This window comes from Anaeromyxobacter sp. Fw109-5 (assembly GCF_000017505.1).
Lineage (GTDB): Bacteria > Myxococcota > Myxococcia > Myxococcales > Anaeromyxobacteraceae > Anaeromyxobacter.
On record NC_009675.1, the window covers coordinates 4,621,881 to 4,638,280 of the forward strand.

The 16,400-nt window shown below is 72.0% G+C and carries 18 protein-coding genes; 1 reads left to right on the plus strand and 17 read right to left on the minus strand.

The window, feature by feature from the left end; genetic code table 11:
• Positions 1-12 precede the first annotated feature (12 nt).
• From ANAE109_RS23735 to ANAE109_RS20405, 17 genes are all read right to left on the minus strand, one after another.
• Complete coding sequence (locus tag ANAE109_RS23735) at positions 13-1,158, minus strand: TadG family pilus assembly protein (RefSeq protein ID WP_012098774.1); 1,146 nt, start codon at positions 1,156-1,158, stop codon at positions 13-15.
• Between the two features lie 12 nt (positions 1,159-1,170).
• Complete coding sequence (locus ANAE109_RS20330) at positions 1,171-1,494, minus strand: hypothetical protein (RefSeq protein ID WP_012098775.1); 324 nt, start codon at positions 1,492-1,494, stop codon at positions 1,171-1,173.
• Positions 1,491-2,285, minus strand: a complete 795-nt coding sequence (locus tag ANAE109_RS20335; protein ID WP_012098776.1) for a tetratricopeptide repeat protein — start codon at positions 2,283-2,285, stop codon at positions 1,491-1,493. The genes ANAE109_RS20330 and ANAE109_RS20335 overlap by 4 nt, the downstream gene beginning before the upstream one ends.
• Positions 2,282-3,226, minus strand: coding sequence for a type II secretion system F family protein (locus ANAE109_RS20340; protein ID WP_012098777.1), 945 nt, complete (start codon positions 3,224-3,226; stop codon positions 2,282-2,284). The genes ANAE109_RS20335 and ANAE109_RS20340 overlap by 4 nt, the downstream gene beginning before the upstream one ends.
• A 3-nt stretch (positions 3,227-3,229) precedes the next feature.
• Positions 3,230-4,192, minus strand: a complete 963-nt coding sequence (locus ANAE109_RS20345; protein WP_012098778.1) for a type II secretion system F family protein — start codon at positions 4,190-4,192, stop codon at positions 3,230-3,232.
• Positions 4,192-5,541: a CpaF family protein gene (locus tag ANAE109_RS20350; RefSeq protein WP_012098779.1), complete on the minus strand. Its 1,350-nt coding sequence runs from the start codon at positions 5,539-5,541 to the stop codon at positions 4,192-4,194. Before ANAE109_RS20350 ends, ANAE109_RS20345 begins: the two co-directional genes overlap by 1 nt.
• The gene (locus ANAE109_RS20355; RefSeq protein WP_012098780.1) at positions 5,528-6,676 is read right to left on the minus strand and encodes an AAA family ATPase; all 1,149 of its coding nucleotides are present in this window, start codon (positions 6,674-6,676) and stop codon (positions 5,528-5,530) included. Before ANAE109_RS20355 ends, ANAE109_RS20350 begins: the two co-directional genes overlap by 14 nt.
• Positions 6,677-6,687: 11 nt before the next feature.
• A complete protein-coding gene (locus ANAE109_RS20360) occupies positions 6,688-8,160 on the minus strand; it encodes a type II and III secretion system protein family protein (RefSeq protein ID WP_012098781.1) in 1,473 nt (490 codons plus the stop codon).
• Entirely contained in the window at positions 8,157-9,125 is a 969-nt protein-coding gene (gene cpaB / locus ANAE109_RS20365; protein ID WP_012098782.1) for a Flp pilus assembly protein CpaB, read from the minus strand. The genes ANAE109_RS20360 and cpaB overlap by 4 nt, the downstream gene beginning before the upstream one ends.
• Positions 9,126-9,143: 18 nt before the next feature.
• Positions 9,144-9,530, minus strand: a complete 387-nt coding sequence (locus tag ANAE109_RS23740; RefSeq protein ID WP_083777033.1) for a TadE/TadG family type IV pilus assembly protein — start codon at positions 9,528-9,530, stop codon at positions 9,144-9,146.
• Between the two features lie 14 nt (positions 9,531-9,544).
• Positions 9,545-10,066, minus strand: coding sequence for a prepilin peptidase (locus tag ANAE109_RS20375; RefSeq protein ID WP_012098784.1), 522 nt, complete (start codon positions 10,064-10,066; stop codon positions 9,545-9,547).
• Positions 10,067-10,126: 60 nt separating this feature from the next.
• Positions 10,127-10,303 carry a Flp family type IVb pilin gene (locus ANAE109_RS20380; RefSeq protein WP_012098785.1) on the minus strand — a complete coding sequence of 59 codons (177 nt, stop codon included), beginning with the start codon at positions 10,301-10,303 and terminating at the stop codon, positions 10,127-10,129.
• A 668-nt stretch (positions 10,304-10,971) separates the two neighbouring features.
• The gene (locus ANAE109_RS20385; protein WP_012098786.1) at positions 10,972-11,784 is read right to left on the minus strand and encodes a hypothetical protein; all 813 of its coding nucleotides are present in this window, start codon (positions 11,782-11,784) and stop codon (positions 10,972-10,974) included.
• A complete protein-coding gene (locus tag ANAE109_RS20390) occupies positions 11,781-12,575 on the minus strand; it encodes an SDR family oxidoreductase (protein WP_012098787.1) in 795 nt (264 codons plus the stop codon). Before ANAE109_RS20390 ends, ANAE109_RS20385 begins: the two co-directional genes overlap by 4 nt.
• Before the next feature lie 298 nt (positions 12,576-12,873).
• Entirely contained in the window at positions 12,874-13,587 is a 714-nt protein-coding gene (locus tag ANAE109_RS23745; RefSeq protein WP_012098788.1) for a hypothetical protein, read from the minus strand.
• A 49-nt stretch (positions 13,588-13,636) separates the two neighbouring features.
• Positions 13,637-14,323 (minus strand): zf-HC2 domain-containing protein, encoded by a 687-nt coding sequence (locus ANAE109_RS23750; RefSeq protein WP_012098789.1) that lies wholly within the window; start codon positions 14,321-14,323, stop codon positions 13,637-13,639.
• Positions 14,320-14,961, minus strand: a complete 642-nt coding sequence (locus ANAE109_RS20405; protein ID WP_012098790.1) for an RNA polymerase sigma factor — start codon at positions 14,959-14,961, stop codon at positions 14,320-14,322. Before ANAE109_RS20405 ends, ANAE109_RS23750 begins: the two co-directional genes overlap by 4 nt.
• Before the next feature lie 107 nt (positions 14,962-15,068).
• Between ANAE109_RS20405 and serS the strand changes: the two genes are divergently transcribed.
• Entirely contained in the window at positions 15,069-16,376 is a 1,308-nt protein-coding gene (gene serS / locus ANAE109_RS20410; protein ID WP_041448558.1) for a serine--tRNA ligase, read from the plus strand.
• The last annotated feature ends 24 nt before the right edge of the window (positions 16,377-16,400 follow it).

Below are 16,400 nucleotides of genomic sequence, written 5' to 3' on the forward strand. Positions count from 1 at the left end.
TGGCGCCTCCGATCAGTGGACGAGCCTCGGCGGCGGGAGCAGGCCGAAGCACTGGCATCCGGCGGTGGCCGTGGACGGCTCCCCGCACTCCACGTTGATGATCATGAGCTTCGTGCTCTCCGGGTAGCAGTCGCTCTCCGGCGGTGCCATCCCGTCGTTGAGGAGCCGGTACTGCGCGATCGTACCCGCGAACTTGATCATCACGCTCGCGAACCCGATCAACGCACCGGTCTTGACCATCTTCGCGCTCGTGTCGGTGCCCCGGTACTTGATGCACTTGCCGGTGACGGGATCCTTGAACGCCGACGCGGGCGACTCGGAGCACGCGAGGTCGAGGATGGCGACGGGGTAAGGGCCCTTCCCGGCGAGCGCCTGGAACTTGTCGATGTTGGGGTTCAGGTTCGCGCCGTTCGCGACCTCGATGAAGTTGCTCGGGTCGGCGACCGCCGGTGCGCCGCACGTGGGGGGGTCGCTCATGAACCCATCGAGCATCAGACCGATCGTTTCGGTGTTCACGTCCTCGTACTGATTGAGCACGGTGAACGCGATGTTGTCGGCCGGATCGCTGTGGAAGAAGATCCTGTGGTCCTCGCCACACTTGAACCCGGCCCCGTCGAGGATCTGACACTTTGCGAACGCGATCGGCAGGGCGCACTCCTCGGTGCACGGACCGCCGCGGACCGCGATGGCCCCTGCGCCGACGTTCGCCGTGTTGTTGCCACCGAGGAAGACGGGGAAGAACACCGGCGCCGCGTTGGCGTCGACCCTCGTCGACCGAACGCGGACCGCGTTCGTGAGCGACACGAGCTCCGGATTCGAGCCCGGGTCGGAGATCGGCCAGAACCGCTCCTTGTCGACGCTCCAGTAGCCGGTCTCGACCATCGTGTCGCTCGGCAACAGCGGCTGATAGTCCGTCGAGTGGCGCGTGGCGTAGTCGAGCGCCGCGACGCGCGCCTTCGCGATCCCATCGACCGTGCAGTCCAGATCCCACGCGCCGCCGAGCGCGCCCGCGTCGCTCGCGTTCTGCAGCTCGCCACGGACGGACAGCAGGTGCCCGACGTTGAGGGACAACGCCATGAAGCCGCCGAGCACGAGCAGTACGATCGCCACGATGACGGCGACCGCGCCCCGCTCCCTTCTCTTTCCGCGCGCGGGCATGTCTCGTCCTCGCTATCTCGACGGCGGCACCGACGGCGGAAGCGCCTGCGGTCGCTGGCGAGTCGACTGGGGCGGCGCGATCAGCAGCACCTCGGGCTCCTCGACCGCCGTCCCCTCGGGAGCGAGGCTCTTCCGATACGTCTCCGCGATGATGGTCGCCTCCTGCGAATCCAGACCGGTCAGCGCCTTGGGCGGAGGCCCGCGCCGCGGCGCATCGGGGTTCGCCCGCTGCACCGCGAACGACTCGCGCATGGACTTGCCGTGCGTCTCGGTGAGGTGCTCCCTCGCGCATCCGGCGGCCAGCACCACGAGAGCCGCGACTACGACGGTCTTCATTGCATCCTCCCCGAGGGAACCTTCTCCGGACGCGCCCCCTCCGGCGGCGGCGAGCGGTTGAGCTTACGGGCGACCTCTTCCAGGTTTGCGCGCGCGCGGGAGAACCCGGGGGCGAGCCGCACCGCCTCCGAGTACGCCTCGAACGCCTGCGGCAGGTTGCCGGCGAGCTCGTACGCGTAGCCCAGGTTGTTCTTCGCCTCGGCGGGTGCGCCGCCGACCGCGAACCGCTGCGCCGCTCGCGTGAAATCCCCCGCGCGCGCATACGCGAACCCGAGGTTGTTGTGGTAGCGCGGCGGCAGCGGATCGAGCCGGATCGCCGCCTGCAGGCGCGCGAGCGCGTCCTGCGTGCGGCCCTGGAGATGGAGCGCCCACCCCCAGTCGCTCAGGTAGGAAGCATTCGTCGGGTCGAGCGCCGTCGCCCGGCGGTGGTGCTCCTCGCCGTCGGCCCAGCGCTTCGCCTCGTCGTGAAGGACCGCGATCGCCGCGTGCGCAGGCGCGTGGTCCCGGTCGAGGCGCAGCGCCTCGCGCAGGTCCTCCTCGGCGTCGGCGGTGAGACCCTGCCCCCGGTACGCGAAAGACCGCAGCGTCAGCGTCTGGGCCGATCGGCCATCGGTCTCGTGGATCGCCTGGATGGCTGCGAGCGCATCGCCGTACTGGCGACGATCCACGAGATCGCGCGCGACCGCCAGGCGGACGCCTGAGATCCCCTGGGGGCCGGCACGCCGGGCAGTCGCGCACGCGGACAGGACGAGGACCGCGGAGACCACGGCGACCGAGCGTGCCGGGTTCATCGCTGCCCTCCGAGCATGGGCATGAGGGTCTTCATGATGTTGATGGCGGCAGGGCCGATGATCACCGCGAACAGCGAAGGGAGGATGCAGAGGATGAGCGGGAGGGTCATCTTCACCGCGACGTAAGCCGCCCGCTCCTCCGCGCGCTGCATGCGGCGGATACGGATTCCCTCCGCCTGGACGCGGAGCGCGGAGGCGATGCTCGTGCCGAAGAGCTCCGTCTGCGTGAGGGTCGCCGCGAGGGCGCGCAGCTCGGGGGATCCGGTGCGCGCTGCGAGCCGGCGGAAGCCGTCCATGCGAGGGATGCCAGCCCTCACCTCGAGGAACGTGAGCCGCAGCTCGCTCGAGAGGAGCGGCCACGCGAGCGCGATCTCCCCCGAGACCCGCTGCAGCGCGGCGTCGAGCCCGAGACCGGCCTCCACGCACGTGACGAGCAGGTCGAGCGCGTCGGGGAGGGCGCGGTCGATCTGCCGCAGCCGGTTCGCGATCCGCGACGACAGCCACAGGTTGGGCAGGAAGAAGCCGGCGCCCGCCAGCCAGACCGCGATCCCCAGCGCGAAGGGCACCGGCTCCGCTCGCGCCGCGTTCACGGCGAGGAATCCGAGCAGCAGCCCGAACGACAGCACCGCCTTCGCCCCCACGAACAGCTTGGGCGCCCGCATCGAGCGGAATCCCGCCCACACGAGCTGCCGGCGCAGGCGCGACTCGGCGTCCTCGTCCGTCGTCGCGGCGCCCCGGCGGGACGCCTCGTGCGTCGCGGCCTCCAGCCGCTCGCCCGCGACGACCGCCGCGAGCGGGACCGAGTGCGGATCCGAGCCCTCGCGGAGGCGCCTCACCGCGGGATCTGCCGCCGCTCGGAACGAACGCGCCGCCGCGCCGATCGAAGCGACGGCGAGGACGACGAGGCCACCCATCGCGAGCGTGAGAGCGTCGAGCGGCATGGGCTAGATCTCCAGCTGCGTGAGTCGCCGAAGCCACACGATCCCGACGGCCCAGCTCACGATCGCGTAGCCGACGATCCAGTGTCCGGACGGGTTCTCGGCGAGGGTCCGGAGGTATCCCGGGTTCATCACCGACACCGCCAGCGCCACGATGAACGGGAGGAGCCCGAGCACCCAGGCCGAGGCGCGACCCTCGCCGGTCAGCGCGCGGAGCTTGCCGTAGAATCGATACCGCTGCCGGATCGTGTCGGAGATCTTCTCGAGGATCTCGGCGAGGTTGCCGCCCGTTTCTCGCTGGATCACCGCTGAAACCGCGAAGATCTTCACGTCCGAGTTTCCGGGGCACCGCTCCGCCATGTGCAGCACCGCCTGCTCGAGCGAGAGGCCCAGCCGCTGCTCGTCGTACGAGCGCGCGAACTCGACGCACACCGGCTCGGGCATCTCGCCGGCGACCACCTGGAACGCCGAGGTGAGCGCGTGTCCGGCGCGGAGCGATCGGGCCATCATCTCCAGCGCCTCGGGGAGCTGCTCGGAGATCTTCTGGCTGCGGCGGCTCCGGGCCGAGAGCACCGACAGGAACGGTGCGGCGCCGACCATGAGCCCGAGCAGGATCGTGATCGGCAGCCCCAGCCGGAGGACCAGGCCGAGCAGGAGCCCGCTTCCGGCTGCCGCGGAGGAGAACGCGAAGAGCTGCGCCACCGTCCACCGCGAGTCTGCCTGCTCTAGGAGCTGCTCGAGCGACTTCGCCCACGGCAGCGGCGCGACCAGCCCCTGCGCCCACTCCCGGCGCGCGATGCGACCGCGGCGCAGGAGCTCGGCGTCGAGGGCGCCCGCCTTCCCGATGGCCCGCAGGCGCCGGCGCAGCTCGGCCCGGCGGCGATCGCCGACGAACTGGGCGCCGTAGTAGATCGCCTCGACGGCCGCGAAGATGCCGAGCGCGAGGCCGGCGATGAGGAGCTCGCGCATCAGCGGTCCTCCAGCACGCGCGCGGCGATCGCTGCAGGGTCGGCCCCGAACTGCGCGATGCGCGTCATCGCGCGAGCGCGGATGCCGGTCGGGATGAACTCTCCGATGACCTTGCCGGTGGAGTCCACCCCGCGCTGCTCGAACCGGTAGATCTCCTGCATGGTGATCGCGGCGCCCTCGGTGCCGGTGATCTCGGCGATCGACATGATGCGCCGGCGGCCATCGGTGCCACGGTTCAGCTGCGCGATGATGTTGAGCGCGCGCGAGATCGTCGCGCGCGTGGCCCCCTCGCTCAGGGGCACGCCGCTCATGCCGATCATCGCCTCGATGCGGGAGAGCGCGTCGCGCGGCGTGTTCGCGTGAACGGTGGTCATCGAGCCCTCGTGGCCCGTGTTCATCGCCTGCAGCATGTCGAGCACCTCGCCGCCGCGCACCTCGCCGACGACGATCCGGTCCGGCCGCATGCGCAGGGCGTTCTTCACCAGATCGCGCGCGATGATCTCGCCCTTCCCCTCGATGTTCGCCGGCCGCGTCTCGAGCCGAACGACGTGCCGCTGCTGGAGCTGGAGCTCGGCCGAGTCCTCGATGGTGACGATGCGCTCGGTGTCCGGGATGAACGAAGAGAGCGCGTTGAGGAGCGTGGTTTTGCCGGCGCCGGTCCCGCCGCTGATGAGGACGTTCAGCTTCGCCTTGACGCACGCGCCCAGGAACCCGACCGCCTCCGGGGTGAGCGCGCCGTTCGTCACGAGGTCCCGGACCTTGAGGGGGGACACGCCGAAGCGGCGGATCGAGAGGATGGGGCCGTCGATCGCGAGCGGAGGGATGATCGCGTTCACGCGGGAACCGTCGGCGAGGCGCGCGTCCACCATCGGCGACGTCTCGTCCACGCGGCGCCCCACCTGCGCCACGATGCGGTTGATGATCTGCTGGAGGTGGCCGTTCGAGCCGAACCGCACCGCCGTGAGCTCGAGCTTGCCGCGGCGCTCGACGTAGACCGTCGAGTAGGTGTTGACGAGGATGTCCGAGATGGTCGAGTCGGCGAGGAGCGGCTCCAGCGGCCCGAGCCCGGTGAGCTCGTCCAGGAGCTCCCCGATCATGCGCTCGCGCTCGAGCTGGTTGAGCGGCAGCTCCGAGCGGCCGATCTCGCCCGACAGCACCGCCCGCAGCTCGTCGCGGCGGCGCTCGGGCGCGAGGCGATCGAAGGCCTGCAGATCGAGCTTGTCGATGATGCGGCGGTGCAGCTCGCTCTTGAGGTCGTGGAAGACCTCGGGCGCAGATTCCGGGACCAGCGCCGCCGCCGCGGGGCTCGCCGCGCTCGCGCGCTGCCGCAGCCGCTCACCGAGACCCATGTGCGCCTCCCAGGAGCCGCCGCCACCACGACCGGCGCGTCGCACCCGAGTCGTCCTCCGCGCCGAGCAGGCTCGCGAGCGCCTCGACGTCGCGCGTGATCGCGGCGCGCGGGCCGACCTCGGCGAGGGTGGCGCCACGTCCGACCGCGTTCGCGAGCAGCGGGAAGTCGTTCGCGACGGTCGCCGCCACGGGCAATCCGACGGTCTCGGTGATCACCTCGCGCGTCACGTTGGAGCGGGGTTGATAGCGGTTCAGCACGAGGAGCAGCTTCGAGTCCTCGTACCCGAGCTTCCGAAAGATCCCGACCGCGCGCTGGGCGTTGCGCACCGCAGGGACCTCCTGCGTCACGAGCAGCACCACGCGGTCGGCCGCGTCGAGGGCGGCGAGCGACAGCTCGTCGAACCCGTGGAGGCCATCGAGGAGGACGTGCCCGTAGTGCTGGCGGAGGAATCCGACGAGCTGGCCGATCGCGGCAGCGTCGATCTTGTCGGCCTCGTCGAGCCGCTCGCCCTGGGCGAGCACGCTCATCCCTGCGCGGTGCTTCGCGACGGAGCTGTCGAGCAGCTCGCGGTCGAGCCGCCGGAGGTTCGCGAGCACGTCCGAGACGGTGTAGGCGCTCTGGAGATCGAGCAGCGACAGCGCGTCACCCAGCTGCAGCTCGAGATCGACGAGGCACGCCCGCGCGCCCCGCGCCGCGGCCGCAGCTGCGGCGTTGGCGGCGATCGTCGTCGCGCCCATGCCGCCCTTCGCGGGGAAGAAGGCCGTGACCGTGCTCGTCGTCCTCGCCATCCCTGGACGCACGAGCGCGCGCACCGCCACCTCCAGCCGCTCGGGCTCGCCGGCGACGACGAACTCGCGCGCGCCGCTGCGCATCGCGCGGAGGATGAGATCCGCATCCTTCGAGTCGCCGACCACCGCCACGCGCACGCCGCCCGCGGCGAGCCCGGTGACGGAGCGAAACGCCGCCTCCGGATCGCCGTTCAGCCCCACGACCGCGATCGCGGGCTTGCCGGGCTCGGCGAGCGCGCGCGGCTCGGCGTCCACCTTGTGGATGGGGAGATCGTCGAGCGCGGAGAGGAGCTGCCCTTCGGCTTCCGCCGCGAGGCCCGTGACGTAGAGCGGGATCTGGTCCATGGTCGTTCCTTTCACCGGGTGAACCCGCTCTGTCCGCTCGGGCCGCGCTCCGGGCTCGCCGGCTGCCGCTTCTCCGCGATCTGCGCGCTCTTGCCCTGGCTTCCGAGAAGATAGAACGGCAGGTCGCCCGGGTCGTTCATCTCGTACTCGGTAGGAAGCGGCGGGAGCTCGTGCGGCGCGACGGGCTTCACGAGGTGCGCCGTCACGACCACGATGAGCTCGCTCTCGTCCCGCTGGAACGCCTGCGAGCGGAACAGCGCGCCCAGGATCGGGATCGAGCCGATGAACGGGACCTTGGCCACCTGAGAGCGGATCCGATCGGAGACGAGCCCCGCGATCGCGAAGCTCTGGCCATCGGCGAGCCGGATGCTCGTCTCGCTCTGCCGGGACGTGAGGCCCGGGACGCTCGTCCCGGCGATGGTCACCGCGAGGCTCGGATCGATGTCGCTGACCTCCGTCTTCATCGTGAGGTGGATCGCGTCGCCGATCACGGTGGGCGTGAACTCGAGCTGGATCCCGAAGCGCTTCCACTCCACGGAGGTCTGCCCGAACGAGGACGCGAGCGGGATCGGCAGCTCGCCGCCCGCGAGGAACCGCGCGCCCTGCCCGGAGAGCGCGACGAGGGTCGGTTCCGCGAGCGACTTGGCGAGGTTGTTCTGCTCCAGCAGGCTCAGCATGACGCTGAAGGGAAAGTCGTCCATGCGCGAGAGGAACACCGAGAAGGCGTTCTGGAACGCTGGCGCTGGCACGTCCGGCGGGAAGCCGTTGCCGGCGAGGCCGCGTGGCCCGGTGCCGGGGATCGAGGGGTTCTGGTTGGTGTTCAGGAACTCGCCGGGCAGGGTGCGGTTGCTGAAGAGGCCCCCCACCGTCCGGAAGTCGTCCGACTTGTGGAAGAGGTTGACGCCGAGCTCACGCAGCCCACCGCGCGCCACCTCCGCGAACCGGACCTGCAGCTGCACCTGCTGAACCCCGGAGACCTGGATGAGGTTCGCGACCTTCTCGGCGTGCAGGCGCGCGACCTCTGCGACGCGCTCCGGCAGGCGGACGTCGGTGACCTCCCCAGAGAGCACCACCAGGTCCCCGCTCGCCGTGATCTTCACGTTCTCGCCGGGGAAGAGCTGCTTCACCTGCGTCCGCAGCGCCTCGAGGTTGCGCCCCACCTGCAGCGCGATGACGAGCGGCTGGTTGTCGCGGTTCCAGAGGGTCAGGTCGGTGGTGCCCACGCCCTTGGCCGTGAGCAGCACCTGCGTCGGCGTGACGACCTTCAGGTCGGCGACGTCCGGGTTCGCCACCGCGATCCGGGCGATCTGCTCGGAGATGATGAGCAGGCGGTTCTGCCCCGCCTCCAGGGACATCTCGCGCGCGGCGCCCATCTCGCGATCGATGCGCAAGGCCGGAGTGGCCTGCGCCTGCTCCTGGGCGACAGCGGGTCCCGCGGCGACGAGGAGCGTGACGAGCAGGGCGCGGGCGCGGTGCGGGATCATGGGCGAGCTTCCTTCTCGAAGTCGCGGCGCTCGAACACGTCGCCGCGGAGGATCTCGACCGTCTGCTTGTTGGCGACCGCGGGCTTCGCCTCGACGACCTCGGGGCGCGCGCGCAGCCGGCGAGCGGACTTCTGCGCCGGCGTGGAGGAGGGCTTGGGTGCGGGCTGCTCCGGCTCGCGGCCGCTGGCGAGCAGCACGGGCGGAGTGATGCCGGGCGTCGCCAGCATCTCCTCGTCCGCGCCGCTGCGCAGGCTGAGGAGGATCTGCCCCTTCGTCGCTGCGAGCGCGAGCTTCTCGGATTGCTCGCTGTCGACCATCAGCGTGGCGACCGTCGCCGGGATGGCCTTGTCGAAGGCCCGGTCCGCGCGCTCCACCTCCTTGCCCACCGCGAGCACGCGCACGTTCTGGAGGATGATCTTCGACATCGGGGCCTGCCCTCCGCCCCCGGACGGCGACATCGTCACGATGACGTCCACTGCGTCTCCGGGATGCAGGAACCCCGCGACGCCGACGACGTCGTTCACCCGGACCGCCACGGCCCGCATGCCAGCGGGCAACACCGCCGCGAGACCGGCGGCCGTGCCAGGAGCGGCGAGCCGGCTCTCCAGGATCGGCTCGCCCTTGGAGACCGCCGACGTGACGACGCGCTCCACGAGCGTGGCCGGATCCGCGAACGTCCCCTGCGGCGTCGAGGCTGACGGCCAATCGATGACCGAGAGCGACTCCGTCCGAAGCATGGTGGCGGACGGGATGTCCACGGAAGCGACCACGACCTTGGTCGTCGGGACCTTCGCCGCGGACGCCTTCGCCTCGAGGTATCGCGTGAACAGCAGCGCGGTGGCGATGGCCGCGATCGCGGCGATCCCCAGGAAGAGCGCCGCGCGGAGCCCGGTGCGCCGCGAGCCTTTCTCCGCTGCGCGTCGCAGGTTGCTGCTGCCTCGATCCCCTCCGCCCGAGCCCGTCATCCTGGATTCTCCCTGCGCTCAGCGGCGCATCTCGGCCGTCGCGACGATCCGCTCCGGCATGAAATCTTTGAAGAGAAGCGTGAAAGAGCCGCCGGTGCAGTCGATCGACACGCGAATCGCAGGCGTGGGCGGCGACCCGGTGTTCGTGAGCGTCGGGGCCACGTCGCAGGTGGTCCCATCGAGACCTGCCACCCCGAGATACGCGAGCGCGCGATCCTCGGCGACCGTCTCCGCGTCCGCGTCGGCGATGCTCCCCGCGCGTGCCCCCTCGCGGGCGGCGTTCACGATGATCTCGCGCTGGAAGAAGTGGAACCCCCACTCGATCGCGCCGAGGCAAAGGAGCATCAGCACGGGGAGCACGAGCGCGAACTCGACCGCGGCCGCGCCTCGTGCGTGCCTCACCATGGACTCGCGAGCGATCACGGCGTCCCCCCGAACAAGATCGTGAAGAGCGCGCCGAGCGCGAAGGCGGCGCCTGCCGGGACCACCGCGCGCCCCGGCACGGGCTGGAGCGGGAGGTCGGCGCTGCCGCTGCCGAGCGCGAGCGCGACGAGGTTCCGCCGCATCGCCGAGCGCGCACCGAGCGTCGAGGCTGAGTAGGCAACGACGGCGAGCATCCCCGCCGCCAGCGCGCTCGCGACGAAGTACACGGGGACTCCCGCCAGCGCAATCCAGCCGGCGGACGCAGCGGCGAGCTTCAGGTCTCCGCCTCCCACCATGCGCCGCTTCCACGCCGGCCACAGGACGCCGGCCGTGATCCCGGCGGCCGCGAGACCGCTGGCGGCGTTCCCCATCCCGTGGACCACCGCCTGTGAGGCGATCCCCGCGGCCGCAACCGCAACCACCACGACGTTCGGGATCCGACGCAGCGCTACGTCCGACGCTGCGGCGATCGCGAGCAACGCGCTCAGGAGCGCAAAGTGCGAGGACGGGTAGTCCATGGGGAGTCGCTCGCGCCGGCCGGGGAAGTCGCCCGGGCCGGCGCGCCGATCGTCGAGGACCTACCCAGCCGCGGGGAGGATCTGGGTGGCGACGTCGTTGAAGGTGGTGCTCAGGTTCTGGCCGAGCAGGATCACGGCGGCGATGATGACCACCGCGATCAGCGCAACCATCACGCCGTACTCGACCGCCGTCGGGCCTTCCTCGTCCTTCCACAGCTTCATCAGCATCTGCGTCATGGCTTCGCTCCCTTCACTGCACGCGAACGGCCCCCGCCGTGTCGCGGCTGGATGGCAGGTGCTCGCGCACGTCCCCAGCCGGACGTGCGGAGGTCGTCCCGTGCGCGTCACTCCGGCGCGCACAGGTAGGTCTGTCCGAGATGCCGGGCGTCCAGGCGAGTGACGGTCCAGTTGCTCGCCTTCCCTGGCATCGCTTGCTCTACCGCTCTCCCAGCCTTCTTCCGATCGCTCTCCCGAGGTGCGGACGAGCAGCCTGCCGGTGTAGTCCGGTTTTCGCGGTACACCCGAGTCCGTGCCCCATCGGCGGAGCACGCTGCGGAGTGAGTCCGCGGCGCTCGCCCCGGCTGGCTTCCCACCGTGATGTCCGCGATCACTGCCACGCGTCCCCCGCACGAACGCCTCCCCGGCAGTCGGTGTGGCCACCGAGACAGGGTTCGCTTCCGGTACGTGCGAAGCTGTGTCGCAGGCGAGCGAGGGACTACTCCCGCGACCGCGGGGCAAGCGGAGGTTCACTCCCCTGCCGGGCGGCCGGGGGCCTGCTCGCTCATGGCAAAGCCGCGGATCGTGGTGCGCCGCACCCGCGCGGGAATCGCGCGGGAAATACGGGTCGCAATGACGAAGCTCGAGCGTCGACTGCCTGGCGGCCGCTCGTGGCCGCGTTCAGGTGCTCAGGACGGCTCGCTTACAGCCCCTTCGAGCGCCCCCGCGATGGTCGCGAGCGCGCGCTCCACCTGGGCGCGGGCCTCCGGGGTGAACTCCGGGTCCTCGTCGGCGAGCACGTCGAGCTGCTCCGACACGTACGCGGCCAGGGCGGGCTGCGACGACTCGAGCGCCGCGGGCTCCTGCTCGAGGGTGCGCAGCTCGCGGAAGTCGACCGCCGCGAGCCGATCGCCGAAGGCCTGGTCGAACATGGCCCATGTCTCGAAGGCGAGGTCCTGCACGGCCACCGCGCCGGACTCGGGGATGGGGGCGGCGTCGAGCCAGGCGACGATGTCGGCCTGGACGTTCATGTAGCGATCGCGCCTGCGCTGCACCTCGCGAGCCGGCAGCGCGTCGAGGTGGCGCCACACCGTCTCGACAAGCTCGGGGGCGAGCTCGGTGCCGGTCTGGGAGCCGCGATCGGGCAGCTCGGGCAGCGGCTCCTCGGCGGCTACCACGTTCTCCGGCGGCGCCGCCTCCTCCTCGGGCCCGCCGCCCGCCGCGACGCGCGCCCACAGCCCGAACAGGTTCGCGTAGAGGCGCCGCGCCTCGTCCGGGGACGCGAAGTGCGGCTCGCCGGAGAAGACGCCCGGGATGACCGCCGAGCGCGACTCGCCCGCGGCCTGCGCGCGCCGGAACGCCTCGGCGACCTCGCTCGCGGAGTAGCGCGAGCCCGCGCGGGAGAGCAGCGCGGTCAGCACCTCGGCGCCCTCGTAGGCGGGCGCGATGCCGGGCGCGGCGTCGCGATCGCGATCGCGGTCCTTCGGGGAACGGCGGCTCATTTCTCCTCCCGGTGCGCGAAGGCGGCGATGCGGCGGACGACCGACCGGGGCATGAAGCGGACGGCGGTCGCGGTGAGGCGGTAGACGACGGTGGGGACGTGGACGACGGCGCGCCGATCGATCTGCGCGAGCGCCTCGCGTGCGGCGTCCTCGGCGGAGAGGACCGCGGGAACGCGCTCGAAGCGGCCCGCGGCGCCGGCGACCTCGCCGAACTCGGTCGCGACCGGGCCCGGGCAGTAGGCGCCGACATAGACGCCCGCAGCGCGCTGCTCCTCGGAGAGCCCCTCGGAGAACGACAGCACGAACGCCTTGGTCGCGCCGTACAGGCTCATGTACGGCGTCGCCTGGAAGGCGGCGGCGGAGGCGACGTTGAGGAGGACGCCGTCGCCCGCGGCGCGCAGGTCGGGCAGCAGCGCATGCGAGAGCAGGACGAGCGCCTCGCAGTTGAGCCGGATCATCTCGCGCACCCGCGCCGGCTCGAGCCGCTCGAACTGACCGTAGGCGCCGAAGCCGGCGTTGTTCACGAGCCAGGCGGCGCCGCCGTGCTCCCGCGCCGCGGCCGCGACCTTCCCGGGCGCGTCCTCGTGGGTCAGGTCCACCGCGAGCGGGATGATCTCCGCGTGGCCGAGCGCGCGCGCCTCGGCGGCGAGGGACTGGAGCCGCTCGACGCGGCGGGCGATCGCCAGCACGGGTCGACCTCGGCGGGAGATCTCCCGGGCGAGCATGGCGCCGATGCCGGCGGAGGCGCCGGTGACGACGGCGAGCGTTGGGCGGGTGGTGGTCGGGGGCATGCGCGCCGGAAGGATAATGGCTATCCGGCGCCAGGGCGCGAGTGAGACCGGAGGGGGTGGTCGGATTTTGCGGATCGCGCCCCGCCGCCGCAGCCGGCCCGGGGTCCGATCGCGTCGATTTCGCTCGGGCTGGGAAGCGCGAGCGGGGTCCTCCCACTACCGCCGCCGCGGCTTCGCCCTACCCGCCGCCAGCTCGGGACGAACGGGCCCTGGATCCCGCTCGTCCCGAGCGATGGCGACGGCGCCCGAGGCGAGCCGGCGCTGGTACCGGCTCTTCGCGGGCGCACACCTTAGACCGCTACTCCTCGTCTCCGTCCGGCTGGTTCATCGGGCAGTCCGGGTTCGGGCACATGCCGCCGGCGCCCATCCCCATCCCGCCGCCCATCGGGCCCATCCCCATCCCCATGCCCATGCCGCCGCCGTGCATGTGGCCGCGCATCCCGCCGCGACCGCCCATCATGCCCGGGCCGCCCTGGCCCGGCCCGAAGCGCCGCTGGAAGCGCTCGAGGAAGAGCACCGCGCGGGCGCGCTTGTCGGGGGTGAGGTCCTTCACGAGCGCCTGGGTCGCGTCGCGATCGATGGCCTCGAGCTGGCCGCGCGCGGCGAACATCCGCTGGACCGCCTGATCGACCTCGGCGGCGGTGACCTTCTCGCCCGAGGCCGCGCGGCGCAGCGTCTGCTTCGACTCGGCGAGCTGCTTGTGGATGGCGAGCCGCTTCTCGTCGGACTTCTCGAGCTGGGCAGAGAGCTTCACCGCCTCGGCCGGCTCGAGGTCGAGCGCCTCGGCGAGGCCGAGCGTGCGCGCGACGCGCATGCGCCGCTCCATCTGCTCAGGATCGCCGCGTCCCATGCCCGGACCGGGACCCGGCCCGCGCATCGGCCCGGCGCCCGGACCCGGCGGCTGCCCCTGCTGCGCGCCCGGCTTGGGCGGCGGCTGCTGCTTCTGCGGCTGTCCCGCCTGCGCGAAGGCGGCGAGCGGGAACACGAGTGCCGCGATGAGGATCTTCCTCATGGTCTCCTCCTTGGTTGTCGATCGGGGCGCGACCGAGCTCTTTCGCGCCTCACTGCACCGCGGCTTCCGCCGCGAAGGCCATCTCCTCGAGCTCGCCGAGGGCCTGGAGGACCGAGCTGTCCTCCCAGAGCTGATCCGGATCCGGCTCCTCCCAGGACGCCGCCTGCACCGGGAGCTGCGGCGAGGCGGAGGCGAGCTGCGGGTGACCGCCACCCGAGCTCTCCCGCACGCGCCGCGCGGCGCGCGGATCGACGAGCGCGTCCGGCTCGCCTGCCGCGTCGAGCGTCTCGGAGGCGCCGCTCGCCGTGAGCCCTCCCGACCGTCCGCTGGTGGTGAGCCCTCTCGACCTACCGCTCGTGGTGAGCCTGTCGAACCACGAGCCGGGATCCCCCACCTCGGGCGGCGCGTCCCTCATCACCAGCGGCACGAGCGAGAGGGCCGCGACCGCCCCCATCGCGAGCGCGATCCGCCGGACCACGCCGCGCCGGCGCTCGCCCTGGCGCACCGCCTCGACGGTGCGCTCCGGCAGGCTCGAGAAGACGCGCCGCTCCACCGGCGTCGGCGCCGGCAGCCGCGTGAGGCGGAGCAGCTCGGCCGTCTCCTCGAGCGCGCCGCGGCACTCCGGGCAGCGCGCGAGGTGCGCCTCGAGGCGGTCGCGGTCGTCGCCGCGCAGCGCGTTCGCCGCGTGGAGCGAGAGGAGCAGATCGTAGTCGCTGCAGGCGCTCGCGGGGGTCATGGCTGGCCCTCCGGGACGAGCGCGGCGCGGAGCTTCCGCGTCGCGTGGTGGAAGGTGACGCGCGCGGCGTTCTCGCTGATGCCGAGCGCGTCGGCGATCTCGGCGAAGGGCAGCTCGGCGTCCACGCGCAGGGTGAGCACCTCGCGCATGCGGCGCGGCAGGCGGAGGACGGCCGCGCGGACCGCGGCGTGGCGCTCGGCCTCCTCGAGCGCCTCCACGGCCACGGCCGGGTGGGCCTCCCTGGCGCCGAGCGCGTCGAGCGACACGCGGCCGACGCGCAGGTCGTCGCGCAGGTGGTTCTTCGCGAGGTTCACCGCGATGCGCACCAGCCAGCGGCGGAACGGGAAGCCCTCGCGGGCGCCGCGGCGGAAGGTGCGCCGCGCCGCCTCGAGGGCGCGCAGGAAGGTGCGCTGGGCGAGGTCGCGGGCGTCCTCGGGGGTGCGGGCGTAGCGGCGCACGATGGAGAGGACCAGCCGCTCGTGCCGCCGGACGAGATCGCCGAACGCGTCGTCGTCGCCGACGAGGAACGCGGCGAGCAGCGCGTCGTCGGAGACGCCGAGACCCGCCGCCTGGTGCGCGGCGCCGCCGGTGAGCACCCGGAGCGTCGGACGTCGCGTCGTGTCGCCGTCGTCGGGCATGCCGTTCGCGCGGGTCACGGCACATGAGACCCCTTGCCCGCGCAGAAGTTAAAAGCTACTCCTACCCGCCGATTTCACGCTCCTTTTCGGGGCGAGACAGGATCGACATGCTCGACCTCAAGGCGGTCGCCCAGGACTTCGAGGGCTTCGAGAGGAAGCTCGCCCGACGTGGGGAGGCGGCCGTCCAGGCGATCGCTCCCGTGAAGCCGCTCGCCGCTCGCCGCCGCGAGCTGAACGTGCAGCTCGAGAAGCAGAAGAAGGAGCAGAGCGACGCGAACGCGAAGATCCGCGAGCTCATGCGCACCGACAAGGCCGCCGGCGAGAAGGCGCGCGCCGACCTGCGCGCGCTGGGCGACTCGGTGAAGGCGACGGAGCAGGAGCTCGGCCAGGTGGAGGCGGAGATCGAGCGGCTGCTCCTCCTCGTGCCGAACCCGCCGCACGAGTCGGTGCCGGACGGGAAGGACGAGCACGACAACCGCGTCGTCTCCACCTGGGGCGAGAAGCCCGCGATGGACTTCAAGCCGAAGCCGCACTGGGAGCTCGGCGAGGCGCTGGGCGTGCTCGAGTGGCAGCAGGCGGCGAAGCTCTCCGGCTCGCGCTTCACCATCTCGAAGGGCGCCGCCGCGCGGCTCGAGCGCGCCCTCGCCGCGTTCTTCGTCGACGTGCACACGAGCCGCGGGTACACGGAGATCCTGCCGCCCTACCTCGTGACCGCCGAGACGATGACCGGCACCGGGCAGCTGCCGAAGTTCGAGGAGGACCTCTTCAAGACGCAGGGCGAGTCGCCGATGTACCTCATCCCGACCGCCGAGGTGCCGGTGACGAACATGCACCGGGACGAGATCTTCGAGGCGAACCAGCTGCCCATCTCGTACTGCGCGTGGACGCCGTGCTTCCGCGCCGAGGCCGGCGCCGCCGGCCGCGACACCCGCGGCCTCATCCGCCAGCACCAGTTCCACAAGGTGGAGCTCGTGAAGTTCGCGAAGGCGGAGGAGAGCTACGCCGAGCACGAGAAGATGGTGGACGACGCCTGCGAGGTGCTGCGCCGCCTCGGCCTGCACCACCGCGTGTCGCTCCTGTGCACGGGCGACATGGGCTTCTCGTCGGCGAAGACCTACGACGTCGAGGTGTGGTGCCCGGGCCAGGACCAGTTCCGGGAGATCAGCTCGGTCTCGAACTGCGAGGACTTCCAGGCCCGCCGCATCCGCGTGCGCTACCGCGGCGAGGGCGGCAAGCCGCGGCTCGCGCACACGCTCAACGGCTCGGGCGTGGCCATCGGCCGGACGGTGGTGGCGATCCTCGAGAACTACCAGCAGGCGGACGGGACGGTCGTGGTGCCCGAGGCGCTGCGGCCGTACATGGGCGGCCTCGAGCGGATCGCGCCGCAGGCGTTTCCGAGGGGGGTGGAGAGGTAGCCCCCCGAGGCCCCTCTCCCTCGG